Consider the following 26395-nt stretch of genomic DNA (forward strand, 5'->3'; position numbering starts at 1 on the left):
GACAGATGCCGCGGGCGGGAGCGCGAGCGCTCCCGCCCGCGAGCCGTCCGCCCCCTCGACGACCACCCACCGCCCCCGGCCCACCGATCCCGCCCCGCCGCTTCCCGACCCTCCGTCACGTGGCCTGCGCCACCATACGGTTTATTGTCATGCGCAAGGAGGTAACGTTCGTCCGTCTGGCAATGGTCGGCATGCGAAACGGGGGAACGGTGAGCGGGATTCTCGTCCACCTGCCGGCGGGGAACGGCGACGACGCGGTGACCCTGCGGCTCGGTCCGGGAGAGCGGGCGCGCTTCGGCCGCGGCTCCGCCGGCACGCCGGTGGAGCTCCGGCTCGGCGACGAGACGGTCTCCCGGCTCGCCGGTGAGATCCACGCGACCGACGACCACTGGCAGTTGAGCAACCTCAGCAGCACCCACGCCTACCTGGTGGAGAACCCGGAGGGCGCCGGCGAGTACCTGCGGGTGCCGCCGCGGCGGATCGGCGCACCGATCCCGTTCGAGTTCGCCCGGGTGGTGCTGCCCTCGCGGCGTGAGACCCCGCTGTCCTTCCAGGTGTTCGCGCCCGACCACGTCTACCTGGACCCGCACGCCCGCGGCGGCGGCTCCTGGGAGAGCCGCACCATGACGGCGTACTCGCTGGACGAGACCGCCACCTACTTCCTGGTGCTGGTCGCGCTCTGCGAACCGTGGCTTCGCGACCGCTCTCCCGCGGCCGTGCCCACCACCCCCCAGGTGGTCGCCCGGCTGCGCGGCCACCCGGCCTGCGCCCGGCTCACCGCCCGCGCGGTCAGCTCGCACCTGGACTACCTCGCCGACGAGAAGCTCCGCGTCGACCTGCCCGACGACACCGACCGCTCGGACCGCCGCAGCGGCAAGCGCGAGGCCGTCGTCGGCGTCGCCCTGAAGTTCGGCATCGTTCGCGAGGAGCACCTCGGGCTCCTGCCGCGCCCCGAGACCGCCGAGCCGGCACGCTAGGGAGGGGCGCCGTGGTGCGCGACCAGGCCTTCGGCGGAGACGACGGGGAACTGCTGCCGCCCGGCCACCGGGTCGGCGACTGGACCGTCACCGGAGTCATCGGCGAGGGCGGCTGGGCGACCGTCTACGCCGCCCGCCGCGCCGGGGACCCGGCCGGCCCGCCCGGCTCCGACGACATCGACACCGACGCCGACGCCGACACCGACGACACGGTCGCCCTCAAGGTGCTGCCGGTCGCCGGGCTCGCCCCCCGCCAGGCCCGCCAGGTCGCCGAAGCCGCCCGCCGGGAAACCGAGTTGGCCCGGACCGCCCCGCACCCCCGGCTGATCCGGCTGCTCGACACCCTCACCCTGGCCGCCCCCGGCCACCCGGCGCTCGACGGCGCGATCGTCCTGGTCATGGAACGCGCCCGGGGCACCCTGCGCGACCTGCTCGCCACCGGCGTCGACGAGGCCCGGGGCGCCGGGATCGTCGCCGGCGTCTGCGAGGGCCTGGCCCATCTGCACCGCTCCGGCTGGGTCCACATGGACCTCAAGCCCGAGAACGTCCTGATCGGCCGGGACGGCGAGGTCCGCCTCTCCGACTTCGGCCTCGCCATCGAACTCACCGGCACCCACGGCCACTCGGCCCCCATGGGCACCCCCGACTACCTCCCGCCGGAACGCTGGAAGGAACCGCTCGGCGAACACGGCGTCAAGATCCGCACCACGGCGGACATCTGGGCGCTCGGCGTGGTGATCCACGAGGTGTTCGCCGCCGGGGTCCCGCCCTTCCCCGGCGCGACGCCGACCACCCGCAGCGCCGCCGCCCAGCAGTACGCCGAGGGCCGCGCCCCGCTGCGCCTGTCCCCCGCCGTCCCGCCGTTCTGGCGCGCCCTCGCTACCGACTGCCTCGCCCCCACCCACGCCGCCCGTGCCCCGCACACCGCCGAGAGCCTGCTCGCCCGCGTCCGCGCCCACCGGTCCGGCCGCCGTCCGCGCCGCCCACGACCGCGCACCGCCCTGCTCGCCCTCGCCACCTGCGCCACCGCCGCCCTCACCGCCGCCGCCCTCTGGCCGCACCCGCGGCCGACCGCGCACCCGTCCCAGATCCGGGTCTTCAACGCCGAACGCGGCTGCCAGGACCGCACCGACCGCGACCCCCAGTGCAGCCTGGGCCTGGCCGTCGACCCCCGGCACCCCTACACCGCCGAGAACGTCGTCCCCACCCGCGTCTGGCACGACGACGTCCTCGACGTCGACTGCCAGCTCTCCACCGGCCTCCCCGTCATCGACGAGGAGGACCGCACCTCCACGCTCTGGTACCGCATCCGCCTCCCCGGACCCACCACCGGCTGGCTCCCGGCCGTCCGCACCAGGGACCGCCCCGTGCTCCTCCCCTGTCCCTGACCCGCCGTTCCGCCGTTCCGCCGTTCCGCCGTTCCGCCGGGGGCAACACTCCGGATCGTTCCGGGTTCCCGGCCGGCGCCGCTTCTTCTACCGTTTCGACGGCGTCCGCCAGTCCGGCCGGCCCAGCGTCCAGGGAGCAGCGATGCCGACCACCGCCACCACCCGCCGGCCGAGCGCCGCCGCCCTCGGGCACGAGGAGCGCGAGGTGCTCCACGCGGTCGGCTGCGGCCTGCGGGACGACGAGATCGCCGCCGCCCTGGCCGTCTCCGAGGCAGCCGTGGCCGGGCGCATCGCGCGGATCCTCGGGAAGCTCGGGCTGCGCGACCGGGCCGCCGCCATCGTCCACGCCTTCGACTGCGGACTGGTCGCCCCGGGCCGCGGCCCCCGCCCGCCGGTGGCGGGCCCGGTGCCGCGGAGCTCCGCCGGCCGGGCGGCCGGAGCGAAGGTGCAGATCTCCGTGCTGGGGCCGCTGCGGGCCCGGTACGACGGGCGGTCCCTGGACCTGGGGCACCTGCGCCAGCAGGCCGTCCTGGCGGCGCTGGCGCTGCGCGGCGGGCGGACGGTCAGTCAGCAGGAGCTGCTCGACGGCGTGTGGGGGTCGGAGCCGCCGTTCTCGAACGTGGTGCCGGTCCACGTCTACCGGTTGCGCAAGACCCTGCGCGGCGGGGGCGGCCCGGACGCGGTGATCGAGCACGGCCGGTGCGGCTACCGCCTCGCCCCCGGCGCCGCCGAGGTGGACCTGGCGCGGATGGAGGGCCTGGTCACCGAGGCCAGGACGGCCCATCGGGCGGGTGACCCGGCCGAGGCGGTCCGGCTCTGCTCCCAGGCGCTGGACCTGTTCCGCGGGGAGCTGCTGGCCGGCCTGCCGGGCCCGCTCGCCGAACTGGAGCGGCTGCGCCTCACCGAGCGCAGGATCGCCGTCGCGCAGCGGAAGTTGGAGTGGCAGCTGCGGCTGGGCCGGCACTGCGAGGCGATCGCCGAGCTGTTCGCGCTGTCCGCGGAGCACCCCCTCAACGAGCTGGTGGCCGCGATGCTGATGCGCGCGCTGTACGGGAGCGGCCGGCAGGCCGACGCCCTGGCCGTGTTCGACCGCGCCCGCCGCCGGCTGGCCGGCGACCTGGGGGTGCCGCCGAGCCGGATGCTGCGCCGGACGTTCCAGATGGTCCTGCGCGGGGACGAGGCCGGTCTCGGCCTCACCGGGCGCTGAGCCCGGTGGGCCGTCGGCCCCCGGTGGCCGGGGAGTCCCGGCCACCGGGGGCCGACGGAGGGCCCGCGTGAGCGTTCTTCGGCTACCAGGGGTACCAGGCGCCGTTGTGCCACTGCTCGCTGGCGCTGTCGTTGTGGTGGTCCATGTTGAAGTCTTCGGGGTAGTTCTTGACGTGGTTGTTCGGGTAGGTCCAGATGCCGGCGGACTCGTCGCAGACGTAGTCCCAGTGGCAGATCGTCTTGACGGGCACGTTGCCGAAGTTCCGGTCGGCACCGGCGAGCGGCGGGCCGATCAGGCCGCCGAAGGGCACGGCGCCGCCGTTGGCACCGGGCGGGCCCTGGCGCTTGGGGTCGGCGACGAGGATGGCGTTGACGTTGTCGAACGTGTTCCAGTTCTCGCTCACCCAGGTGTGCACCACGCCGGCTCCCAGCGAGTACCCGGCCATCTTGACGTGCTGGCCCGGACACGCGGCGCGCTGGTCGCGGACCAGCCGGTTCAGCTCGTTGACGCCCGCCCGGGCGCTCGCACCGTTGGGGATCTGGGTGGGATACCCGACGTGCTGCTGGATGTTGCCGTAGAACCCGTCGTTGTTCCACGAGCTGCCGGTGCCCCCGACAACGATCGTGTAGGTGCCCTCGCACGGGGCGGTCACCCGCGTGGTGGCCGCCTGTGCCGTGGCGCCCTGTGCCGCCGTGAGCCCGACGGTCAGCAGGATTCCGGCCGACGCGGCCGCGATCCTTCGTGCTCGCATTCGATCCTCCTACGCAGTTGGCGCCGACGCGTCCGCACTCCGGTGCGGTCCGCGGTCGGCCCAGGTCACCGGACCACCGTGGCACCGACCGATGACATCCCGATGACGCCCCCGGTCACCGGGTGGCCACGGCACGCGAAGCGGCGGTCACGGACCGGTGCGGTGGTGTCCGAAGCGGGATTCCTCACCCGCTTCCGCTCCGCCGACCGGGGTGAAGTCCCACGTTGTCGAGAGTTCCCTCCCGCAGGCGGGGCGAGCGGAGGTACGCGTCGTGTCGGACCGGGGTCGGCTGGTCGGCGGGTGGTAGCGGCCGGCCGAACACATCGGGCCGGCGGCATCGGGACGGCCTGGCGGACCGAGGACGAGGTGCTCGGCCGGGACGTGGCGCTGAAGCCTGCTGATGGGCAATCTGCGGCCCGCCCCCGGTTGACCTGCCGTCTCCCGTCCGCGACGTCCGCCGTCGGTTCGCCGCGGTGGCGCAGGTCCGCCCGTGAGGGCGCTGTGAATAATCACTGTCGGATCATCGGAGCACGGTGATAGAAACTCGGGGTGATCATGACACTCGAGTTCCCCGTTCTGCTGCGACTGATCGACGAACGGTCGACCGCCTTCCGCGCCGCGATCGCCTCCGCGCCCAGTCTCGACGCACAGGTACCGACCTGCCCCGAGTGGACGCTGTTCGATCTGGCACAGCACATCGGCGAGGGGCGCCGCGACTGGGCCGCCACCGTCGCCGCGGGGCCCGCTCCGGCCAAGTCCGCGGCGCAGGGCGCCCCGGCCGCGCCCCGGGAGCGCGAGGCCCTGCTGGCCTGGCTGGCGGAGTCCACGGAGCAGCTGGTGGACGCGTTGCGGAAGGCCGGCCCGGATCGCGGTTGCTGGTCGTGGTGGGAGACGCTGCAGTCGCCGCACACCACCGGTGCCGTGGCCCGGCACCAGCTCCAGCAGATGGCAGTGCACACGTACGACGCCGAGATCACCGTCGGTGCCCCGCGGCCGCTGCCGGTCGAGGTGGCGCTCGACGGTGTCGAGGAGTTCCTGTCCACCTGCGTCGCCACGGCGAGTGCCTGGCCCCACAAGCCCGCCGCCATCGACTTCCACGCCTCCGAGGGTCGCTCCTGGCGCCTCTCGCTCTCCGCCGACGGCGCACGGACCGTCCGCCTCGCCGAGCCCGGCACCCAGCCGGCCACCGCGGACGGCCAGGACCCGGACGCGGCTCCCGACTCCCTCTCGATCCGGGGCACGGCCAACGAGCTGGTCCTCATCCTGCACAACCGCATCCCGATCGACTCCCTGGAGCTCGACGGCGACCGAGGCGTCTTCGAGCAGCTCGCCGCCTGGGACCCGAGCGAGTAGGACGTGACGGCGCGCCACCCCGCACGCCCCGGAGGCTCGGTTGACATCGTCCTCCTCGAAGAGCACAGCCGTGAACAGGGGCACCGTTCACCCTGCGTGCCCTTCTGGGCAACTGATGACAACGGTGTCAGCCGATGGCGGAATCGATGGGAGAGGAGACCGTCCCACACCTCGCCGGCTGCGGGCCCGGCCGCCGGAACCGGGCACCGCGTCAGGGCGTCAGGGCGTCAGGGCGTCAGCGGGGCAGCTCTCCGGAGCCGCGCTGGATCAGACGGGTCGGGATCCGGAGCCGCTGGGGCTGCGCCTGCTCGCCGTCCATCCGCCGGAAGAGCAGGTCGGCCGCCATCCGCCCCATCGCGGTCGGGTCCTGCGCGACCACCGTCACCGGCACGGGGAGCATGTCGGCGAGTTCGAAGTCGTCGAAGCCGACCAGCGCCGGGTGCGTCCCGCGGGTGGCCAGGTCGCGCAGGACGGCGACGGTCGCCCGGTTGTTGCCGCACATCAGCGCGGTCACCGGCTCGGGGCCGGCCAGCATCCGGTCGAGGGCGAAGGGGATGCCCAGCGGGTCGGGCCGGCCCATCGCCACCCAGTGCTCCCCCGTCCCGCACCCCGCGTCCGCCATCGCCTCGCGGTAGCCGGCCAGCCGCTCGGCGGCGGTGTAGATGCCGGGGGCGTCACCGAGGTAGCCGATCCGGCGGTGCCCCTGGCGGATCAGGTGACCGACCCCGTCCGCCACACCACCCCGGTTGTCGGCCAGGACGGTGTCCACCGACAGTCCCGCGGCGGGGCGGTCGACGCAGACCACCGCCGTACCCGCGGCGAGCTCGCCGGCCAGGTAGCCGTGGTCGGCCGAGGTCGGCACGATGATCAGCCCGTCGACCCGGCGCTCGCAGAACTCCAGGGCCAGCTCCTCCTCCCGAACCGGGTCCTCGACGGAGGAGGCGGTCAGCAGCAGCGAGTCGTGCGCGCGGGCGACCTCCTCGACCGCCCGGCCGAGCTGTGCGTAGAACGGGTCGGCGAGGTCCTCCAGGATCAGGCCGACGCACCGCGTCCGGCTGCCCTGTCGCAGCATCCGGGCACCGTCGTGACGGCGGAAGCGGAGCTGCTCGATCGCCGCGCGGACCTTGGCCTCGGTCTCCTTGCTCACGCCCGGCTCACCGTTCACCACGCGTGACACCGTCTTCAGCGCCACGCCCGCGACGGCCGCCACGTCCTTCATGGTCGGTCGCCCGGAGGGTTCCGGCCTGACGCGCTCCGCTCCCACTGGCATGACGTGACCGCCTCTTCCTGGACCTGGGTGCTACCAGCCGGACAGTAACTCCACCAGCGTAGATAACGTTGCCGAAGGGTGGGCACCCGGGACCGTCCCACACGTCCGGATCCGGCCGCGGCCGGGGGCGCGGGCCCTCGGCGACGGCGGAGAGGTCGGGAAACGGCAGGACCTCCGCGCCCCCGGAAGTCTCCGGGCCGGGGGGCACGGAGGGTCCGGGGGACGGAGGTCCCGAGCGTCGATGGAGCCGATCAGCCCCGGCGCGGGGCCGACGGACGGATCACTTCAGCGGGCGGCAGAGCAGCGCGTCGGGGACGCCGTGCTCGTTCCACTTCCAGGTCATCGCGACGCCGGCGATGTACTCGTCGTCCTTGCACTGGCCCTTGTAGTAGCCGGCCGCCCAGTCGCTCTGCACCGACCCGCCGGTGGTCGGCCGGTTGTCGCCGTGGTCGAACCAGATGGTGCGGCCGCCGGTCGGCAGCGGCGCGGCGGAGGGCCGGCAGACCAGGGCGACGATCGAGCCGTTGGCGCTGTAGCCGGCGGCGAAGGTGTCGTCCGGGCACTGGATCTTGTTGTAGCCCCAGGCCCAGTCACTGGTCACGTACTTCTCGCTGTTGACGACGGTCCAGTCGCCGCTGCCGGCGGCGGGCTCGTCGGCGTCGGTGCACAGACCGCTGCTGTTGCCGCGCCCGAGGGCGATCAGGCGCTCGCTGTCCGGGCAGGCGGCCTTGTAATTGCCGGGCGACCAGTCGGACTTGGCGCGCATGGTGATCGAGAGGTTCTGGTCACCGCCCGAGAGGCTGAGCATGTTCCAGTGGTCGACCTGGTCGACCGTACCGGTCCTGCCCTGCGCGTTGACGATCTTGTTCCAGTCGTCGACCCGCCAGTCGCCGCCGTCCTGGAGGCCGTAGCGCTTGCCCTTGGCGTCGTAGGAGATCAGGGCCCAGTTGTCGTTCGGCTTGCCGTTGGCGTCGGTCCAGCCGACCAGCGGCCACATGGCGAAGTCGGTGTCGTGGCTCGCCAGGAGGTCGGTGAACCGGTCGAACCAGTCCTTCTCCTTGGCGTTGTCGGACCCGCGGCCGGCGGCGCCGAACTCGCTGATCCACACCGGGGCGGTGAAGTGCTGACCGGCCTCGGTGACGAACAGCGCCTGGTCGCCGACGACCTTGACGAGCTCTTCGGGGCTGAGGTCCTGGTACCGGGGGTCGTTAGTCTCCCCGTTCTGCCAACCACCGCTCGCACCGGTGTGGTTGGGCCCGGTATAGCCGTAGAAGTGCGCGGCGTACACGAGCTTGCCCGACTGGATCAGGGTGTTGGAGAGGTTGCGCACCGGGGTGAGCATCGGGCGGCCGTGACTGAACATGCCTTGGGGGATGCCCTGCCAGTTGATGCCCTCCATGACGATCAGCATGTCCGGGTCGGCTTCGAGGATCTTGTTCCCGGCGTCCTCGAACGCCTTGTACAGGTCCTTGTCGTTGCCCCAGCCCCAGTTGGGGTCGTCCCAGGTGTCGCGGCGGACCTCGTTGCGCAGGTCCGCGCCGACCACCCGCTTGTTCGCCTTGTAGCGGTTCACCAGGAACACCCAGTCGTCGACCCACTGCTGGGTGGACTGACCGCTGTTCCACCGCTCGTTGCCGTCCAGGGAGCAGCAGAAGCGGTAGCTGGTGGTGTGGTTGTTGAGGACGACCGCGAAGCCGTCGGCCGTGAGCGCGGCGACCACGGCGTCGTAGACCTGCAGCGGGGTCTTGCCCTTGAGCTGCGGGTTGGCGGTGACCGCCGCGTCGGGCACCGTCGTGGTGTCGTGGATCATCGCGTTGGCGAACGGCAGCCGGACGCTGTTGATGCCCAGGCCGTGGAAGTCCGACATCAACTGGGCCATCGGCACCCGGTCCAGACCGAGCGGGATGTTGTGCGACACCTGCCCCGCCTGGTTGTTCGCCGGGTCGTCGACGTCCCCGCTGCCCTCCCAGGTGCCCTGGGCGCCAGCCCAGTTGGCCGACTTCAGCTTGAAGCGGTCTCCCTTGGCGTCGACGATGTACCGGCCTTGGGTACTCAGCGGTCCCGTCCAGGACGCGGCGAGCTGTCGGCCCGTCAGCACCGGGGCGGTGACCGCGGAGTCGGCTGCGGCGGCGACCGGCACGGCGGTGACGCCGGGCACGCCCGCGAGGACGAGTGCCGCCGCGGCGACCGCGGCGGGCAGGAAGCGGTTGACCGATCGCCGGACAACAGGAGCCGTACTGCTGGATCTCATGGTGCTTCCCTCCAGGGGTGGGGGACGGTGGCGTCCCGGAGTGGTGCGACCGTGGATTGCTGCGGCCGGACCGTAGGGCGGTCCGGTGTCGGGGCGCGGCTGGTGGTGGCGATGCGGAGTACGGCTCGTCGTCCGACGTGGCCGGTTTCCGCCGTGCACGGCCGGCGGTGACGGGCACCGGCGGCTCGGTGCGGGTGTTCGGGCCCCGGTGGCCCGCGGGGCGGTGGCACCCTCAGGGGAGAGCGCCTGGATGCCCACGACGGCGCCACCGCGGGCCCATTCGTCCCAGGGGAGGGGACGCAGGGTCAGCGGGCATTTCGCGGCCGCCTTGCGCAGCGCGAGGTGTAGGCCTCCTTGATGTGCGTGCCGAAGAGGTCGCAGGTGTCGAGCCCTTCGCCGGTGACGACGACGCGCTCGGGCCCGACGAGGCTCACCAGGGTGGCGATGCCGACCCCGATGGCCCGACCGGCCCGGACGAAGGCTCCCCGCGCGGCCCGGTCCCTGTCCCGGGTGAGCTGCACGGCGCCGGCGAAGTCCGGCTCCGGATCCTCGAGGGCGCGTCGGACGGTCCGGAGGATGGCATCGGCGGAGGCGATGGCCTCGACGCGGCCGACCGCGCCGCAGTGGCAGCGCGGGCCGGACGGATCGACGCCGACGTGCCCCCTCTCGCCGGCCACTCCGTAGGCTCCGGCGAGCGGTTCACCGTTGACGACGAGACCCGATCCGATCTCCGCCCCGATGGTGATCAGGGCGAAGTTCCCGGTACCGATGCCCTCGCCGAACCGGTGCTCGGCGACGGTCAACGCCTTGACATCGTTGTCCACGGTGCCCCGCGGCCCGGTCGCGGCCGCCACCGTCCCGACGACCGGCACGTCGCGCCGGTCCGGGAGGACGAGGTAGCGGACGCGACCCGGGCGGCGGTCGACGTCCCCGGAGCCCGCGATCCCCAGGCGCCGGGTACGCTCCCTGAACTCGGCTCCGATGTCGAGGAGTTCGGCGACCAACTCGGCCAGGAGCGCGCAGACGGCCGCGGGGCCGCGAACGAGCCCCAGTGGACGGCTGACGGTGTCGGCGCACCTCCGGGCCCGGAAGTCGCGGACGGTGCCGCGGAGTGCCTCGGCAGCGATCTTCACGCCGACGAAGTACTCACGCCCGGCGGTGACGGCCGGCGGGTGCACCGGGCGACCGGCCTCCGGCGCCGTGCGCTCCGGGGGGAGTTCGCGCGGGTAGCCGACGACGAGGAGTGGCCTGGCGGCCTTGGTGACGGCGGTGGGCGACAGGCCGGTACGGCGGACCGGTTCGACCCTGCCGACCGGGCCCTCGGCCGGCAGCATGGCGAGGACGGCGGCCTCGGCAGGCGCGGAGACCAGCGGCTGCGAGTGATTCGGAAACACGGCGGCAACGTACTCGCAATTAAATAACGTTGTCCAGTATTAGGTCGAAGCCCGGTTCGCGGAACGCGCGCCCGCCGTCGGCCTCCGCCTCCTCGCCGTGCCCGAGGGCGGCGGCCGCCTGCACCCGGACGAGGTCGAGGACGGCGCGCGCCCGGCGGTCGTCGGGCAGGTCGGCCATCCGGTGGGACCGCGAGGCGCCGTCGGCGCCGGCCGTCGCGCTGGTGGCGTGTCGCAGGGGCTCGCGGACCAACGGCGGGGCAGCCTTCGGGGCGGGCTTCCGGTCAGCCGTCCCGTCGGCCTTCCGGTCGGCCGGGCGCGATGGGTCGCGCCACCGGCCGCGGCCGCCGCGGGGCGGCCGGGGTCAGCTCCGGACGCGGCTTACCCGCCCCTCGTCCCAGACCGGTTCGTCGGCCTCGACCACCCGGCCGTCCGCCCGGAAGACCAGGAAGCGGCTGAACACCCGGGCGAACCAGCGGTCGTGGGTGACCGCCACCACCGTCCCGGTGAACGCCGCCAGGGCCTCCTCCAGCGCCTCGGCCGAGATGAGGTCGAGGTTGTCGGTCGGCTCGTCCAGCAGCAGCAGCGTCGCTCCGGCCAGCTCCAGCAGCAGGATCGGGAACCGCGCCTGCTGGCCGCCCGACAGGGTCTCGAAGTTCTGCCGGCCCGCGCCCGCCAGCCCGTACCGGCTCAGGGCCGACATCGCGCGCTCCAGGTCCAGCCCGGGGCGGTCGCCCTCGCCGGCGCCCAGGATCTCGGCCGGCGTCCGGCCGGCCCACTCCGGGTGCCGGTGCGTCTGGGCGAACAGCCCGGGCCGCACCCGTGCGCCCAGCCGGCACTCGCCGGTGTGCGCCACCGTACCGGCCGCCTCCCCGCCGGCCTCGTCCAGCAGGCGCAGGAAGTGGCTCTTCCCGGACCCGTTCGACCCGAGCACGCAGACCCGGTCCCCGAAGAACACCTCCAGGTCGAACGGCCGCATCAGGCCGCTGAGTTCGAGCCCCTGGCAGGTGATCGCCCGGATGCCGGTCCGGCCGCCGCGCAGGTCCGGCGCGACCCGCTGGCGGCGCGGCGGCGCGGGCGGCGGCCCGGCCTCCTCGAACTTCGCCAGCCTGGTTTGCGCGGCGTGGTAGCGCGAGGCCATCTCGTCGCTGATCGAGGACTGCTGACGCAGCGTCCGGACCAGCTCCTTGAGCTGCTCGTGCTTCTCGCTCCAGCGCTGCCGCACCTCCGCCGCGCGCTGCCAGCGGGCCTCCCGGGCCTCGGCCCAGGTGGCGAACCCGCCACCGTGCGTCCAGGCCGTGCCGCCCTCCAGGGTGACCACCTGGCCGGCCGTGCGGCTCAGCACCTCCCGGTCGTGGGTGATCAGCAGCACGCCCTGCCGGGTCTGGGCGAGCTGCTCCTCCAGCCAGCGCTTGCCGGGCACGTCGAGGTAGTTGTCCGGCTCGTCCAGCAGCAGCAGTTCGGCCGGGCCCCGGAGCAGCGCCTCCAGAACGAGCCGCTTCTGCTCGCCGCCGGACAGCGTCGCCACCTCGCGGTACTGGGCCACCTGGAAGGGCGTGCCGAGCGCGGCGACGGTCACGGTGTCCCAGAGCACCTCGTAGTCGTAGCCCCCGGCCTCGCCCCAGTCCACCAGCGCCTGCGCGTAGCGGAGTTGGGTGGGCTCGTCGTCGGCCTCCATCATCGCGAGCTCGGCCGCGTCGAGGGCGGCGGCCGAGGCCCGCAGCGGCGGTGGCGCGACGGTGAGCAGGAGGTCCCGGACCGTCCGGTCGTCGCGCAGGCTGCCGATGAACTGCGGCATCACCGCGACCGCGCCCTGGCTGCGGAACGACCCCCGCTGCGCGGGGAGTTCTCCCGCGAGGATGCGCAGCAGGGTGGTCTTGCCCGCGCCGTTGTCGCCGATGAGCGCGACGGTTTCGCCTGCCGGTACACGGAACGAGACGTCGTGGAAGAGCTCGCGACCGTCGGCGAGAACATGCCCGAGACTGGCGGCTTCGAGGTAGCCCATGCGCGGATTGTAGCGGCCGTACACTCGGTGGGCGATCAATTTTCGGCGATGCCTCCGGAGCGGGCCCGGCCGAGCTGATGGATCACCAACTCTCGTTCATCAGATCATCGTTAGTCGCTCGATCGCGCAATTCACTCGCAAGTCGGAATGCCGGATAAAGGCCTTGTGCCATTCCTTGATCTGCGGAACGGTTGTACCCGAAGGAAGCGGAACCGCAGGGCGGGCGTGATCTCCCTCCGGCTTTCCCCGTGTTCGTCCGCGCCGCCGCGCTCCTTCCGATTCCGACCCTGCCGGCCCTGCCAGGAAGGCGAGAGATATCCCATGCCGTCCGATCTCGCTTCGCACTCCGACCACCACAGCTCGCGGTCCGGTCCGGCCACCGTCGCACTCGTCGGCGCGGAATTCGGCTGGGGCAGCTCGGGGAAGCTCAGTGCCGTGCTCTCCGCCCTGCGGGACCGGCCCACCCCTCCCCTGCGGTTCGTCGGGCTGGCCTCGGGGCTGGGCCGCCCGCTGCTCGCCGAGCACGCGGTGGCCGCCTGGCACGACCTGCCCGCCGATCCCGGGCGACTGGCCCCGGCCGTCGAGGAGTTCGTGCGGTCCCAGGGGGTGCGGGCCGCCCTGGTCGTACTGGACGGCGCCGCCGCGACGGCCCTGCTGGCGGCCGGGGTGCCCACAGTGTTCGTCGACAGCCTGCCCTTCCTCTGGTCCGAGGGCGACCGGGCCGCGCTGCCGCTGGACGCCACGGTGTACTGCGCGCAGAAGAGCGTCGAGCTGCCGCCCGAGTGCCTGGACGTGCTGGCCGACGCCCGGGCGCTGCGCTGGGTCGAGGCGGTCATCGCCGGGCCCCGCGGCCCGGATCCGGCGACCGGCCACCGCCGCACCGGCCCCCGCCGCCCGTACCGGAGGGCGCTGGTCAGCCTGGGCGGGCTGCGCGCGCCGACGCTCGGCGATCCGGAGCACTACCCGCGCCTGGTCGTCCCCGCCGCCCTGGAGGCCCTCGCCGCCCACGGGGTCGAGGAGGTGCACATCGCCGGCAACCTGCCCGCCGAGCTGGCGGGCCGGCTGGTCGACGAGTCGGTCGCCCCGCCCCGGACGACCACCGGCCCGCTCGGCCACGGCGCCTTCCTGGAACGGCTGGCCGACAGTGACGTCCTGCTGACCTCCCCCGGGCTGACCACCCTGCTGGAGGCGGGCGGCCTGCGCGTCCCCACCGTCTGCCTGCCGCCGCAGAACCTCAGCCAGATCTTCAACGGCCGCTACCACGGCCAGGCGCTCGGGGCCCCGTTGCGGGTGCTCTGGCCCAAGGACGTGCTCGTCGAGGAGGAGGCGCTGGCGCTGCGCTCCGAGGGGGAGGACCGCGCGCTGGAGCTGATCTACGACTCGATCGGGCGGGCCGCGCTCGGCGACGACCGCCCGGCCGTCCGCCACGCACTGCGCGACGGCGTCCTGGAGGCGCTGCGCCGGTCCACCGCGGTCGACGACTGGGGCGCGCTCACCACCGCGGTCGGCACCGGCGGAGCGGTCCAGGTGGCCGACGCCCTGCTCGGCGTCCTGGCCGCACCGGACCGGCCCGTCTGACCGCCCGTCCCGGGCGCACCGCCCGTCACCCGCCCCGCCCGTCCCGTGAGTCGTCTGGAAGGTCCCCCCTCCGTGCGTGCACGTGATCGCTACCTCTTCATCCGGATCCTGGAAGCCTGCAACGCCGACTGCTTCATGTGCGAGTTCGCTCTCTCCCGCGACACCTTCCGCTTCTCCCGCGAGGACTTCGACGACCTGCTGCCCAAGGCCCGGGCGGCCGGCGTGGGCTACGTCCGGTTCACCGGCGGCGAGCCGCTGATGCACCCGCACGTGGTGGAGCTGGTCCGCTCGGGCGCCGCCGCCGGGATGAGGATGTCCCTCATCACCAACGGGTCGCTGCTGCCGCGGATGGCCGCCCCGCTGGCCGCGGCCGGCCTGGCGCAGGTGATCGTCAGCCTGGACGGCTCCTCGGGCGCCACCCACGACGTCTACCGGCGCTCACCCGGGATGTTCGACAGCGGGCTCGCCGGTCTGCGCGCCGCCGCGGAACTCGGCGTGCTGCCCCGGGTCAACACCGTCGTCGGGCCGCACAACTACACCGAGATGCCCGCACTGCAGGAGGTCCTGACCGGGGCGGGGGTGCGCCAGTGGGAGCTGTCCGCGCTCAAGCTCGACCGCAGCATCACCTACCCCGACGCCGACCACGTCCGAAGCGTCTGCGATCCGATCTACGACGCCGATCCGGCCGCGCTGCTCGTCCCGATGGGCAAGCGCTTCTACGGCGACACCCCGCAGGAGCAGGAGCGGTACTTCGCCGACTCCGTCACCCCGCGCGCGGCCGAACCGCTCTGCCACGTCGCGGACGACGTCATCTACGTCGACGGCAAGTACGGGCGGATGTACGCGTGCAGCTGCATCCCGCACCGGGAGGGCGACGACGGGCCGGGTGGCGCCCCGCTGCGGGAACAGGGGGTGATCCAGCTGGACACCCCGGTCTTCCGGGCCCACGCCGAGTGGTTCCGCGAACGCGGTCCCGCGGTGTGCAACGGGTGTTCCACCACGGCCGCCGGATACAGCGACGACGTGGCGCGACTGGGGGCGGTGGGCCCGTGGCACTACTGAGCTCCGGTCCGCAGGCACCGGCCGCACCCGACCGACCGGCACCCCTGGACCCCGGCACCGACCCGGCCATGCCCACCCGGCGCGCGCCCGCCGGCTCGGGGTCGGCGGCGGCCCACGGCTCGCCGCACGGCCCCCGCGTGCTGCTGAGCGCCCGACCGGACCAGCTGGACTCGACGCTCGCCCTGCGGCGGGTGGCCGCCCACCTCGGCGACCTCCGTCCGGTCGGCGCCGAGGACGTCGATCCGCCGCCGGTCGCCGCACTCGTCTGCGACGACGTGGCGAGGACGGAGCACCTGCTGGGCCTGGGCGTGCCGGTGGTGCACCTGATCTCGGGCCACCCGGTCGGCGGCCCGGCGACCGAGCACCTGTCGGCCGGCACCCCCGCGGCCGGCAACCCGGAGACCGACGCGGCGCCGGAGCGCGCCCTGGGGCGGGTCCACCGGCCCGGGTGGCTGCCGGCGGCCGGGCCCGCCGCCCGGGGCGTCCGGCCCACCGGAGTGCTCGCGCCGCAGCGCACCGGCCGGAGCCGGTCCCGCTCGGGCACCCTGCTGCTGCTCTCGCTCTGGCGCGTACCCGCCGCCGAGGCGGAGGCCTTCGCCGGGGCGGCGCTGCCCGCCCTGGTGGCGGCCGCGCTGCACCGCACCGGGGGCTGCACCGTGGTCGCCGACTCCGGGCTCGACCTGCTGCGATCCGCTCTGGGCGGCCTCACCGGGCGGCCGGGCCTGCGGCTGGGCCGGGCCGCCGAGACCGACCCGGACGCGCTGCACGCCGAGGCCGGCGTGTTCCTGGCCTCCCCGGTGCTCGGGGCGCTCGCCCTCGCCCAGGCGCGGCGGGCACCGCTGGCCCTGCTACCGGCGCTCGGGCCCGCCCAGCGCGCTCTGGCCGAGCAGCTCGCCGGCGTCCTGCCCCTGCCCTCGGCCGAGGATCCCGCGGATCCGGGCCTGTGGGCGCAGTCCGGCGCCGACGGCGCACCCGCCGCGGGCCCGTGGCACCTGCTCGACCCGGCCCTGGACGACCTGCGCGGCGCCCAGCGGGTCGCCCGCACGCTGCGCCAACTCGCGCTGGCTCCGCTGTGAGCCGCCGCCCGCCCCGGTCCGCGCCCCGGACCCCACCCAGGGGCCGGCCCCGTCCTGATCCCCCCCACCCCGTCCGGCCGCCGGTCCGGCCCCACCCGTCCCGGCCACCTCAGCAGCCCCAACCTCAGCACCCTCAGCACCCTCACACCCGTCGACCGCGTCGTACTGGAGCCGCCATGTCCGACACCCTTCGCGAACCCACGGCTGTCACCCGCCCCGAACTGATCCGTCCCAGGGTCCCGGAGAGCGACTGGGACGACTGGCGCTGGCACATGCGTCGGCGCATCACCACCCTCGACAAGGCCCGTCAGTGGATCAACCCGAGCCCCGACGAGGAGAAGGCCATCGCCGGGGTGGCGGGCAAGTACCGCTGGAGCGTCACCCCGTACTACGCCTCGCTGATGGACCCGGACGATCCCAGCTGCCCGGTCCGGCAGCAGGCGGTGCCCGCCCTCGGCGAGCTGATGGAGTTCCCCGGCGCCGAGGTGGACCCGGTCGGTGACACCTTCTACCGCAAGACCAACCGGGTGGTGCACAAGTACCCGGACCGGGTGATCATGCTGATCACCGAGGCGTGCCCGGTCTACTGCCGCCACTGCACCCGCAAGTTCCACACGACCGACGTCGACGGCACCTACTTCCGCGACGACGAGGGCGGTTCCTACGACGAGGACCTCCGCTACATCGCCGACCACCCCGAGATCCGGGACGTCCTGCTGACCGGCGGCGACCCGCTCTCCTACCAGGACGGCAAGCTGGAGGAGATCATCGCCGGTCTGCGGGCGATCCCCAGCGTGGAGATCATCCGGATCGGCAGCCGGTTCCCCGTGCTGCTGCCCCAGCGGATCACCGACGACCTCTGCGCGATGCTCGCCAAGTACCACCCGGTCTGGCTGAACACCCACTTCAACCACCCGAAGGAGATCACCCCGGAGGCCGCGGCGGCCGTCGACCGCCTGCTGCGGCACGGGATCCCGGTCGGGAACCAGACGGTGCTGCTGCGCGGGATCAACGACGACGTCGCCACCATGCGCACGCTGATGACCGAGCTGCTGCGGATCCGGGTCCGGCCGTACTACCTGTACCACTGCGACAACGTCACCGGGGTCTCGCACTTCATGACGTCCGTCGAGAAGGGCTGGGAGATCATGGCCGGCCTGCAGGGCCACATCACCGGGTTCGGCGTCCCCCAGTACGTCCTCACCACGAAGATCGGCAAGATCCCCATCCCGCCGCCCTCCTACACCCAGATCCCCGAAGGCCTGCTGCTCCGCAACCACCGAGGCCAGGAGATGGTCGTCGACGGTTCCGCGCAGCCGATCACGGAGTCGGACACCGCATGAGCTCACTCGACAAGCGGCTCGGGCAGCGCTTCCTGCCCTACGGCGCGAACTACCTCGACTGGTCCGACATGTCGGAGCTGCGCAAGGTGATCGAGCACCAGGTCCTCTTCCGCTACCAGACCGAGACCGAGAGCATGGCCTCCCGGCTGGAGCGGACGGTGGCCGAGCGGCTGGGCGCGGGCCACGCGCTGGCCGTCCACAACTGCACGGAGGCGCTGCGGCTCGCGCTGATCTCCACCCGCCCCGCCGTCGGGGACCTCGTGTACATCCCCGCGGTCACCTTCGTCGCGGTGGCCGGCGCGGTGCTGTCCTGCGGCCTGATCCCGGTGCTCGTCGACGCCGACGACTCGCTCTCGATGGACCCGACGCTGGTGCCGCCCGACGCGCAGCGGGTGATCGTCGCCCACATGGAGGGCACCGTCGCCCCACTGCCGGCCGGGGTGCCGTACCTCGTCGAGGACTGCGCGCAGTCGCTCGGCGCCCGCTTCCCCGACGGCCGGCAGGTCGGCACGGCGGGATACGCCGGGACGTTCAGCTTCCACCACAACAAGGTCCTCACCTCGGGCGAGGGCGGCCTGCTCGTCACCAACGACGAGGACGCCTGGTCGACCATGCGCTGCTACCACGACCACGGCTCGGCCCGGGTGCCAGGCCACTACCCGACGTGGAACCAGGACGCCCACTTCGGCGAGAACTTCGTGACCAGCGAGCAGGTCGCGGCCGTCCAGTGCCAGCAGTTCCGGCACCTCGACGAGCTGCTCGCGGGGCTGGAGCGGATGTACGCCATCGCGATGGGCGAGCTGCCCGACCGGCCCGACCTGGAGGTCCGGCCGCGGGCCGCCGGCGACGTCAAGGTCAGTCTGCGGTTCCGCTGCGAGAGCCGGGAGTTGCGGGACGCCGCGGTGGCGGCGCTCAGCGCCGCCGGCATCGCCAACTGGACGCTCGGGAAGTACCTGCTGCCCGACCACCCGGTGCTCACCGGCCGCCGTTCGCTCTACCGCGACGGCTTCCCGTGGAACCACGCCCCCGACGTCCCCCTGGCCCTCAGCCACGACGGCTTCGCCCGGACCAGGGACGTCCTGGACCGCACGCTGTGCGTACCGCTCTCCCCGGAACTGCCCGAGGAGGAGCAGGCCCTCGCGGCCAAGGCCGTCCGCCAGGTGCTGGAGTCGGTGTGAACGACACCGAGGTGCTGCTGATGGTGGACGACCGGCCGTCCTCCTTCACCCGCTACGCCGCCCGGGAACTGGCCGACCGGCTGGTCCTGCTGCGGTTCGCCGAGACGCGCCAGGACCTCTCGGAGGACTACCTCCTCGAAACCGCGCACCTGCCGGCCTTCTGGGTGCGCGAGGGCGCGGCGCCGGCCCAGGAGGCGCAGCGGTACCGGCAGTGGGCGGCGGGGCTGCCGGTACCGCCCACCCGGTTCTGCAACCCGTCGGAGCCCCGGCAGGCGGCGGCCCAGCGGTTCGCGGCGCTCGCCGGCCTCCCGCACCTGACGGAGCAGCAGGTGACCCTGGTCCGGGACAAGGCCGTCATGAAGGAGCGCTTCCGGCAACTCGGACTGCGGACGGCGGAGTTCGCCCGGGTGCGGTCGGGCGCCGAGATCGGGCGGTTCGCCGACCGGCACGGCTGGCCGGTGGTGCTCAAGCCGGTGGACTCGTTCGCCTGCGTGGACACCTACCGGCTGGCCGGGCCGGGGGACCTCGCCGGGATCGACCTCGGTGCCCGGCGCTGGATGGTGGAGGAGCACCTCGGCGGCACCGAGTGGGAGGTGTGCGCGATCGTGCTCGGCGGCGAGGTGCTGGACGCCTGGCCGAGCGCGATGCCCTGCCGCCCGCTGGACATCGTCGACGGCGCGATGAACGCCAACATCAGCGTCGGCACCGGCGACGGGCCGGCGATCGACGTGCGGGCGCTGGTCCAGCACGTCATCACCGGGATGGGTATCGACCACGGGTACGCCCACATGGAGTTCTTCCTGATCGACGGCGAGGTGTACGCGGGCGAGATCGGTGTCCGGCTGGCGGGCTGCGAGATCCCCGCCAACCACGGGCACGCGTACGGCTTCGACGTGTTCGGCGCGACGCTGGCGGTCTACCTCGGCCGCCGGCCGGAGCTCGACTACCGCGAGCGCCGCTGCGCGGGCGACCTGCTGCTGCCGCTGCCCGGGTCCGGGACGATCCGCCGGATCACCTCCCGGGAGGAGCTCCTGGGCCTGCCCGGGGTGGTCGACGCCGTCCTCAAGGTCGGTGCCGGTGACCGGGTGGCGGCCCGCCGGGCCTCCCACAACGCCTCGGGGTACGCCCATGTCGTGGGAGAGTCGGTCGCGGAGGTGGAGACCCGGATGCGCGAGGTGCTCGACCGGTTCACCATCGAGGTGGTACCGGCCCGGGAGGCCGATGCCGTCCCCACCTGACCCCGCCGGGCCGGCCGCCCGCGCAGCGGCCCGGCACCCGACTCCGCCGCCCCCTACGGCTGTTGAACGGAGACCGACCGCGTGACCCTCCCCTCCGGCGGCCTGCCCCGTCGCTTCCTCGACCTGCTCACCCGACCCCTGGTGGCCGGGCCGGCCTGGTGGAGCGTGGTCTCCAGGCTGCCGGTCTACCTGATGTCGCTTGCCCTCGTCCTGACGGTCCGTGAGCAGGGCGGCGGCTACGCCCAGGCCGGCCTGGTGGCCGCGCTGTACACGCTGGGGATGGCGCTCGGCAGTCCGCTGATCGCCCGCCACCTCGACCGGCGCGGGCGGGCGGCGGTGCTGACCGCGACCGCCGTCGCCTACCCGGCGGCGCTCACCGTGCTGGTCTGGTTCACCCACCCCGGTGGCTGGGCCCAGCCCGCCGCGGCGGTCGTCGCCGGGGCGGTGCTGCCGCCGGCGAACGCCTGCATGCGCTCGCTCTGGGCGCGGCTGCCGCTGCGGGAGGAGGAACGCGAGACGGCCTACCTCTGGGAGGCCCTGCTGACCGAGGTGCTGGTGATCAGCGCGCCACTGATGCTGGCGGCGCTGATGCTGGTCGGCTCGGCGGGCCTGGCGCTCACCACGGTCGCCGTGATCGGCGGCCTCGGCACGCTGGGGCTCGCGCACACCCGGCTGCCGGTCGGTACCGAAACCGCCGTCACCGAAGCCGCCGGTACCGAAACCGCGGTCACCGGAGGCCGCGGCTCCGAAGCGGCCGGTACCGAAGGCCCCGGCGCCGCCGGCACCCGCGCCGACGGCGCCGGCACGGCCCACCAGGACACCGGCCCGTCCCGGTCCCCGGCTGCCGACGGACCCGCCGACCGGAGTGACCCGCGCCGGCTGCTGGGCCCCCTGCGGGAGCCGGCGCTGCTGGCGCTGACCGCCGTGATGGCCCTGTCCGCGGTGCCCATCGGCCTGCTGACCCTGGCCATCCCGGCCTTCGTCGACCGGCACGGGGCTCCCGGCGGCGCCGGCGTGGTCTACGCGTGCTGGGGGGTCGGCAGCGCCGTGGGCGCCCTCTGGCTCGGCCGCTCGCAGTCCGAGCTGGCGCCGCAGACGCGCTTCCCCCGGCTGCTGCTGGCCTACGCCCTCGGGACGGGTCTGACCCTGCTCGCCGGTTCCCAGCTCGGTCTCGCGCTGGCGCTGGCCGTGGGGAGCGCACCCATCGCGCTGGTCTCCGCCACCGAGATGACCCTGGTGAGCACAATCGCCGACGGCCGCTCCCTGGCCGAGGCGTTCACCTGGGCCTCGCTCGCCACCGTCCTCGGTGACGCGCTGGGCCAGCAGGCCGGCGGGCTGCTGATGGACCCGCTCGGGCCGCGCGCGGTGTTCGCCGTGGCGACCGGCACCGCCCTGGCGGCCGCCGCCCTGGCCTTCGCCTGCCGGGGATTGCTGACCCGGCGGGCGGCGCCGATGGTGGAGTGCGCGGTATGACCGCCGGACCCGCCGGCCGCGGCCCCCCGGCCGCCCGCGCAGCGGCCCGCCGGCCCGTCGCACCCGCCGTCCCATCCGTCCTTCCCACGCCCCAGAGGTGGTCCACCATGAACGCCGCCCCCGCCGACCGACGGCCCGACCAACGGCCTGACCAACGGCCCGACCTGCCCGGTCCGGCCGCCCTGTTCCGCACCGTCACCCGGCACCAGTTACCGCGGGCCGTGCGGGAGTTCCTGGACTCCCCGCAGCTCCTGCCGGTGCCGGTGCCCACCGACGACCGCGCCGACCTGGCGCAGAGCGTCGAGCTCGCCGGCCGGCTGTACGGCGGCCGGCGGCAACCGCACCCGCTCGACTTCGGGATCGTCCTCGGCGCGGCCGAGCTGCCCGAGGGGCTCGCCGAGCTGGCCCGACCGCTCGCCCGGACATGGGTGGCCGAGGAGGAGTTGGCGGACGTCGCGTCGTTCCGGGCGCGGCACAGCGGTTCGCTGCTGCTCGTCGGCCGCTACGACCGGCTCACCCTCGACCCCGTCCGGGACCTGCTGCTGGACACCTACCGCGGCCGGCCGCACGGGCTGACGCTGCTGAGCGGCCGGGACGACGCCTCGGTCGGCTGGAACATCGCCAAGCAGTACGCCGAACCGGCCCTCGACGTCGACGCGCTGGGCCTGTTCACCGACACCGACCGGCCGCCCCGGCTGCCCGGGGTCCAGGTCTTCGACGACCGTGACTTCGAGCGCGAGGACATCCAGGCCCGGATCCTCGGCACCCGGTGGCGGCGGGTGGCCTTCCAGGGGCACGGCAAGGACGACAGCGTCAACCTCGGCGAGTTCACCATCTGCGGCCTCAACGGCACGGCCGCGGCCGTGCCCGGGCTGCTCGGCCCGCGCTGCGCCTACGGACTGCCCTGCTACAAGCCCGAGGACAAGCTCGTCCCGCTCAACCGGGTGGAGGCCGTGGAGCTGGTGCTCAGCGCGTGCAACAGCGGCCCGCTCGCGGACCTCGCGCTGTACGACCCCAAGTACCAGCTGCTGCTGAACGCGCTCGACGGCCCGGCCCGCACGGTGGTCTCGGCCGTGTCGGTGCACGACTCCGACCGGCCGGAGAACGTCGCCTGGATGCACGGCGCCCTGGTCGGCGCGGACTCCGTCGACACCCTCAACGCCAGCCTGGCCGGCTCGCACCCGTACCCGGCGTTCATGCGCTTCGGGCTGCCGGCGGCGGAGGAGGACACCCCGCCGCCGCCCGCCCCGGCGGACCACCGCCCCGACCCGCTGCTGCTCACCGTGGGCGCCCGGCTCACCGCCTACCTCGGCTCGGAGCTGCTGCCGCACAACCACCCGCTGCGGCCCCGGCTGACCAGGCTCGCCCGGAAGGTCGACCTCTGGGTGGCGCGGCCGACCCATCTCGCCGACCAGTCGCCCGAGCAGATCCACGGCTCGCTGACGGCCGACCTGCAGTCCCTCGACCACGTGATCACCGAACAGGTCGCGGCCAACCCCGAGCACGAACTGATGAACTACCCGGCGCACTTCGGTGACCGCAGCAGCCTGGACCCGCAGGTGCGCGAGGTCACCTGCCACTGCGGCCGCCCCGCCCAGGAGTTCACCCGGCGCGGCCTGCTCCCGCACATCCTGGACACCACCTGCGCCGTCTGCATGCGCTGCGGCGACGTCACCTTCCGGCTCCCGGACTCCCCCGCGCTGCTCGCCCACGCCCCCGACGAGGTCGAGCAGGGCGGGGTGCTGGAGATCCGGGCCATGGTCACCGCGGCCCGGAGCGGCCCCGTCCGCCTCGGCCTCTTCGTCCCGAGCTACCTGCGCGAGGACACCACGGTCGAGCCGGTCAGCACCCGGCTCCGGCTGACCGGCGGCCGGCCCGAGGAGGTGGGGTTCCGTGTGCGGTTCGCCGCCGACACCGCCCCGCAGGCCTACTACTTCACGGTGTTCGCCGTGCAGGACCTCGCCGTCTCGACGGCCCGGCGCCACTTCGGGGTCGTCCCCCGCAGCGCCTGACCCACCGCACAACCCAAGGAGAACCATGGAGAGCCAGACCAAGCCGGCGATCGAACTGATCGAGCAGAACGGCGAGGTGACCCTCAGCATCGGCGGCGAGCAGGCCATGCAGGCCTGGGAGCGGGACCTGATGTGGGCGAGCGCGGACATGCTCTGCGAGTACGGCCAGGACTTCTACGAGGTGGGGCTGGGCCTCGGCCTGTCCGCGCTGCGGATCGCGGGCAACCCGGCGACCCGCCGGCACACCGTGCTGGAGCTCTTCGACGAGGTCGAGGACCTCTTCCGGGCCCGCCACCCCGAGCTGCCCGGCAACCTCGCCATCGAGCGCGGCAACTTCTTCCAGCGGATCTTCGAGCTGCCGTCCGAGAGCATCGACGGGATGTTCTTCGACCCCGCCCTCGACATGGACGTCTGGACCGACGCCGAGCTGTGGGCCAGGACCATGCCCGAGGTCGTCCGGGTGCTGCGCCCCGGCGGAGTGTTCATCCCCTTCTTCAGCACCAAGCCGGAGCTTCGCTGGCAGTACCTGCCGCACTTCCGCTCGATCCGGGTCGAGCGGCACCCCTTCGTCGCCTACGACACCACCGAGTACACCCACGGCGGCACCAGCGGTGACGCCTTCATCCAGTGCTTCCTCAAGGACTGACCGGTCCACCACTCCCCCTCGGCCGGTCCGGCCCGTGACCGCCCCGCCGGCCGACCCCCACCCACCCCGCGCACCGGCGCTGTTCCGGAGGTACCTCCCCCCATGAGCATCACCCTGACCAACGGCTCCCGCCCCGACCTGGGCATCCGGTCGGTGTTCCTCGCCGGCCCGTTCATCCAGCTCCTGGACCCGGAGACCGGAGAGATGTCCGCCGAGTCGCGGGCCCCGTTCGACATCCTGATCAAGCACTTCGAGTCGCAGGGACTCGCCGTGCACAACGCCCACCGGCGCGAGGCCTGGGGGGCGGAGCTGATGCGGCCGGAGCAGTGCACGAAGCTCGACCAGGACGAGATCCGCAAGGCCGACGTGTTCGTCGCCCTGCCCGGCCACCCGGCCTCGCCGGGCACCCACATCGAGATCGGCTGGGCCAGCGCCTTCGACAAGCCGATCGTGCTGCTGCTGGAGCGCGACCGGGAGTACACCTTCCTGGTCCAGGGCCTGCACACGGTGGCCTCGGTGGAGTACGTGGTTCACACGGACCTCGCCGCCGGCCTGGCGGCCGTCGACCGGGCGGTCGACCTGGCGGTACTGCGGCAGCGGGAGGGCAGCGGCGCCCGGTGACCGTCCTCCGACCGACTCCCGGTCCCGTCCCGTCCCGCACCCCGGGCCGGGACGGGACCCGTCCGGCCGTGCCGCCGCACCGCCCGGCCGGACGGCCGCCGTCCGCCGGCGCCCCGGGCCCGTCCGTGGGGCCGTGCCCAGACCCGTCCCCGGCCCCGTCCCTGGGCCACGGCTCCCGGGCGGCCCCCGCGGACTGCCCACCGGGCCGCCCGCCGGCCCGACTACTGGCCGCGCTGCTCGCCTGCCTGGCGCTGGTCGCCACCGCGACGGGCTTCGCCCCGCCCGGCCGGGAGCGGTCCGCCGAACCGGCCGGCACACCGGCGGCGGCCGCCTACACCGTCGCGCTGACCGGGGACTCCTCGGGCGCCCGCTGGACCGGCCACGAGCGGGTGAGCTTCACCAATGTCTCGGCGCAGCCCCTCCCCGAGGTCTACCTGCGGCTGTGGGGCAACGCCCACGGGGGCTGCCCGGCGCCGGCCGTCACCGTGACGCGCCTGGTCGGGGGCGCCGGGGCCACCCTGTCGGCCGACTGCACGGTGCTGCGGGTCGCCCTGCCGGCCCCGTTGCACCCCGGGGGCCGCCACAGCATCGGCTTCGACCTCGACCTCAGGGCACCGGAACTCGCGGACAAGGCCGGGCGGTTCGGGCGGCACGGGGCGTACAGCCACTTCGGCAACGCCCTGCCGGTGCTCGCCGTGCGGGACGCCGACGGCTGGCACCTCGACCCGTTCACCGACACCGGGGAGTCCTTCTACGCGCTGGCCGCCGACTTCACCGTGGTGCTCGACCACCCGGCGACCCTAGGGGTCCCGGCCTCCGGAAGCTCGGCCGACGGCCCGGGCGCCGCCGGACGGACCGTGACCACGGCGACGGCCCGGCAGGTGCGTGACTTCGCCTGGTCCGCGGGCCCGTTCGAGAGGAGTTCCGCGGTCTCGGCCGGCGGGGTCAGGGTCACCGTGCACGCGGTGGCCGGAGTCGGTGCGGCGGATACCCGGACCATGCTCGGCCTCGCGGTGTCCGCGCTGGACACGCACGCCCGCGCCTTCGGCGGCTACCCGTACGCGGAGCTGGACGTCGTGCTGGACGACGACCTCTGGTTCAGCGGCATGGAGTACCCGGGCTTCGTCCTGGACCGGGTGAAGACGACCGCCCTCGTCCACGAGATCGCGCACCAGTGGTGGTACGGCATCGTGGGCGACGACCAGTACCACCAGCCCTGGCTGGACGAGTCCTTCGCCGAGTACGCCACCGACCTCGCCCTCGGCCGGGACGGCGCGGACTGCTGGAGCCGCGTCGCCTGGTCCGCCCCCGAGGAGCGGATCACCAACGGCATGGCCTACTGGGACGAGCACCCCGACCGGTACGGGGTGGTGGTCTACGACTACGGCGCCTGCGCGCTGCACGACCTGCGGCGGCTGATCGGCGCGGACGCGATGGCCCGCCTGCTCCGCGGCTACACCCGCGCGCACTGGTACGGCGTGAGCGGCACCCCCGCGTTCCTGGCCGCCGCCGGGGCCGCCACCGCGGAGGACCTGGCCCCGTTCTGGGCGGCGCACCGGATCGGCGCCTGAGCGG

General features: G+C 74.0%; 21 protein-coding genes. 15 read left to right on the forward strand and 6 right to left on the reverse strand.

The window, feature by feature from the left end:
- Positions 1–209: 209 nt before the first annotated feature.
- From ACIF6L_RS21445 to ACIF6L_RS21455, 3 genes are all read left to right on the forward strand, one after another.
- The gene (locus ACIF6L_RS21445) at positions 210–977 is read left to right on the forward strand and encodes a serine/threonine protein kinase (protein WP_359804001.1); all 768 of its coding nucleotides are present in this window, start codon (positions 210–212) and stop codon (positions 975–977) included.
- Between the two features lie 11 nt (positions 978–988).
- On the forward strand, positions 989–2365 hold the full coding sequence (locus tag ACIF6L_RS21450; protein ID WP_396486540.1) for a serine/threonine-protein kinase: 1377 nt from the start codon (positions 989–991) through the stop codon (positions 2363–2365).
- A 142-nt stretch (positions 2366–2507) separates the two neighbouring features.
- A complete protein-coding gene (locus tag ACIF6L_RS21455) occupies positions 2508–3572 on the forward strand; it encodes a BTAD domain-containing putative transcriptional regulator (RefSeq protein WP_396486541.1) in 1065 nt (354 codons plus the stop codon).
- An 82-nt stretch (positions 3573–3654) separates the two neighbouring features.
- On the opposite strand, the gene ACIF6L_RS21460 is transcribed toward ACIF6L_RS21455, so the two are convergent.
- Complete coding sequence (locus ACIF6L_RS21460) at positions 3655–4323, reverse strand: cutinase family protein (RefSeq protein WP_396486542.1); 669 nt, start codon at positions 4321–4323, stop codon at positions 3655–3657.
- A gap of 549 nt (positions 4324–4872) precedes the next feature.
- Here ACIF6L_RS21460 and ACIF6L_RS21465 point away from each other — a divergent pair.
- Positions 4873–5676, forward strand: a complete 804-nt coding sequence (locus ACIF6L_RS21465) for a maleylpyruvate isomerase N-terminal domain-containing protein (protein WP_396486543.1) — start codon at positions 4873–4875, stop codon at positions 5674–5676.
- Between the two features lie 235 nt (positions 5677–5911).
- Here ACIF6L_RS21465 and ACIF6L_RS21470 read toward each other — a convergent pair whose 3' ends face one another.
- From ACIF6L_RS21470 to ACIF6L_RS21490, 5 genes are all read right to left on the reverse strand, one after another.
- Entirely contained in the window at positions 5912–6946 is a 1035-nt protein-coding gene (locus tag ACIF6L_RS21470; RefSeq protein ID WP_396486544.1) for a LacI family DNA-binding transcriptional regulator, read from the reverse strand.
- 280 nt (positions 6947–7226) lie between these two features.
- The gene (locus ACIF6L_RS21475; RefSeq protein WP_396486545.1) at positions 7227–9197 is read right to left on the reverse strand and encodes a glycoside hydrolase family 5 protein; all 1971 of its coding nucleotides are present in this window, start codon (positions 9195–9197) and stop codon (positions 7227–7229) included.
- A 305-nt stretch (positions 9198–9502) separates the two neighbouring features.
- A complete protein-coding gene (locus ACIF6L_RS21480) occupies positions 9503–10591 on the reverse strand; it encodes an ROK family protein (RefSeq protein ID WP_396486546.1) in 1089 nt (362 codons plus the stop codon).
- Between the two features lie 19 nt (positions 10592–10610).
- Positions 10611–10841, reverse strand: coding sequence for an acyl carrier protein (locus ACIF6L_RS21485; protein ID WP_396486547.1), 231 nt, complete (start codon positions 10839–10841; stop codon positions 10611–10613).
- 111 nt (positions 10842–10952) lie between these two features.
- Positions 10953–12593 carry an ATP-binding cassette domain-containing protein gene (locus ACIF6L_RS21490; protein WP_396486548.1) on the reverse strand — a complete coding sequence of 547 codons (1641 nt, stop codon included), beginning with the start codon at positions 12591–12593 and terminating at the stop codon, positions 10953–10955.
- A 321-nt stretch (positions 12594–12914) separates the two neighbouring features.
- Between ACIF6L_RS21490 and ACIF6L_RS21495 the strand changes: the two genes are divergently transcribed.
- The 11 genes from ACIF6L_RS21495 (at position 12915) to ACIF6L_RS21545 (ending at position 26391) form a co-directional block, all read left to right on the forward strand.
- The gene (locus ACIF6L_RS21495; protein WP_396486549.1) at positions 12915–14171 is read left to right on the forward strand and encodes a hydroxymethylcytosylglucuronate/cytosylglucuronate synthase; all 1257 of its coding nucleotides are present in this window, start codon (positions 12915–12917) and stop codon (positions 14169–14171) included.
- Between the two features lie 72 nt (positions 14172–14243).
- Positions 14244–15233, forward strand: a complete 990-nt coding sequence (blsE, locus tag ACIF6L_RS21500) for a cytosylglucuronate decarboxylase (RefSeq protein WP_329486278.1) — start codon at positions 14244–14246, stop codon at positions 15231–15233.
- Positions 15221–16309, forward strand: a complete 1089-nt coding sequence (gene blsF, locus ACIF6L_RS21505) for a CGA synthase-related protein (protein ID WP_396486550.1) — start codon at positions 15221–15223, stop codon at positions 16307–16309. Before blsE ends, blsF begins: the two co-directional genes overlap by 13 nt.
- 176 nt (positions 16310–16485) lie before the next feature.
- Positions 16486–17652 carry an arginine 2,3-aminomutase gene (gene blsG / locus ACIF6L_RS21510; protein WP_329486280.1) on the forward strand — a complete coding sequence of 389 codons (1167 nt, stop codon included), beginning with the start codon at positions 16486–16488 and terminating at the stop codon, positions 17650–17652.
- On the forward strand, positions 17649–18830 hold the full coding sequence (locus tag ACIF6L_RS21515; protein WP_329486281.1) for a DegT/DnrJ/EryC1/StrS family aminotransferase: 1182 nt from the start codon (positions 17649–17651) through the stop codon (positions 18828–18830). The genes blsG and ACIF6L_RS21515 overlap by 4 nt, the downstream gene beginning before the upstream one ends.
- Entirely contained in the window at positions 18827–20068 is a 1242-nt protein-coding gene (locus ACIF6L_RS21520) for an ATP-dependent carboxylate-amine ligase (RefSeq protein ID WP_396486551.1), read from the forward strand. Before ACIF6L_RS21515 ends, ACIF6L_RS21520 begins: the two co-directional genes overlap by 4 nt.
- 81 nt (positions 20069–20149) lie before the next feature.
- A complete protein-coding gene (locus ACIF6L_RS21525) occupies positions 20150–21541 on the forward strand; it encodes an MFS transporter (protein ID WP_396486552.1) in 1392 nt (463 codons plus the stop codon).
- A gap of 107 nt (positions 21542–21648) precedes the next feature.
- Complete coding sequence (locus ACIF6L_RS21530) at positions 21649–23553, forward strand: hypothetical protein (RefSeq protein WP_396486553.1); 1905 nt, start codon at positions 21649–21651, stop codon at positions 23551–23553.
- A gap of 25 nt (positions 23554–23578) precedes the next feature.
- Positions 23579–24199 carry a class I SAM-dependent methyltransferase gene (locus ACIF6L_RS21535; RefSeq protein ID WP_359803989.1) on the forward strand — a complete coding sequence of 207 codons (621 nt, stop codon included), beginning with the start codon at positions 23579–23581 and terminating at the stop codon, positions 24197–24199.
- A 102-nt stretch (positions 24200–24301) separates the two neighbouring features.
- Positions 24302–24820 (forward strand): nucleoside 2-deoxyribosyltransferase, encoded by a 519-nt coding sequence (locus tag ACIF6L_RS21540; protein ID WP_329486286.1) that lies wholly within the window; start codon positions 24302–24304, stop codon positions 24818–24820.
- Positions 24821–24945: 125 nt separating this feature from the next.
- Positions 24946–26391: a M1 family metallopeptidase gene (locus tag ACIF6L_RS21545; protein ID WP_396486554.1), complete on the forward strand. Its 1446-nt coding sequence runs from the start codon at positions 24946–24948 to the stop codon at positions 26389–26391.
- The last annotated feature ends 4 nt before the right edge of the window (positions 26392–26395 follow it).

The organism is Kitasatospora sp. NPDC086009, from assembly GCF_044540385.1.
Lineage (GTDB): Bacteria > Actinomycetota > Actinomycetes > Streptomycetales > Streptomycetaceae > Kitasatospora.

Excerpts from the sequence above, each read along its gene's own strand:
- ACIF6L_RS21455 (WP_396486541.1), top strand. The coding sequence starts at position 2,508 with ATGCCGACCACCGCCACCACCCGCCGGCCGAGCGCCGCCGCCCTCGGG.
- ACIF6L_RS21460 (WP_396486542.1), bottom strand. The coding sequence starts at position 4,323 with ATGCGAGCACGAAGGATCGCGGCCGCGTCGGCCGGAATCCTGCTGACC.
- ACIF6L_RS21470 (WP_396486544.1), bottom strand. The coding sequence starts at position 6,946 with ATGCCAGTGGGAGCGGAGCGCGTCAGGCCGGAACCCTCCGGGCGACCG.
- ACIF6L_RS21475 (WP_396486545.1), bottom strand. The coding sequence starts at position 9,197 with ATGAGATCCAGCAGTACGGCTCCTGTTGTCCGGCGATCGGTCAACCGC.
- ACIF6L_RS21490 (WP_396486548.1), bottom strand. The coding sequence starts at position 12,593 with ATGGGCTACCTCGAAGCCGCCAGTCTCGGGCATGTTCTCGCCGACGGT.
- ACIF6L_RS21495 (WP_396486549.1), top strand. The coding sequence starts at position 12,915 with ATGCCGTCCGATCTCGCTTCGCACTCCGACCACCACAGCTCGCGGTCC.
- blsG (WP_329486280.1), top strand. The coding sequence starts at position 16,486 with ATGTCCGACACCCTTCGCGAACCCACGGCTGTCACCCGCCCCGAACTG.
- ACIF6L_RS21515 (WP_329486281.1), top strand. The coding sequence starts at position 17,649 with ATGAGCTCACTCGACAAGCGGCTCGGGCAGCGCTTCCTGCCCTACGGC.
- ACIF6L_RS21530 (WP_396486553.1), top strand. The coding sequence starts at position 21,649 with ATGAACGCCGCCCCCGCCGACCGACGGCCCGACCAACGGCCTGACCAA.
- ACIF6L_RS21535 (WP_359803989.1), top strand. The coding sequence starts at position 23,579 with ATGGAGAGCCAGACCAAGCCGGCGATCGAACTGATCGAGCAGAACGGC.
- ACIF6L_RS21540 (WP_329486286.1), top strand. The coding sequence starts at position 24,302 with ATGAGCATCACCCTGACCAACGGCTCCCGCCCCGACCTGGGCATCCGG.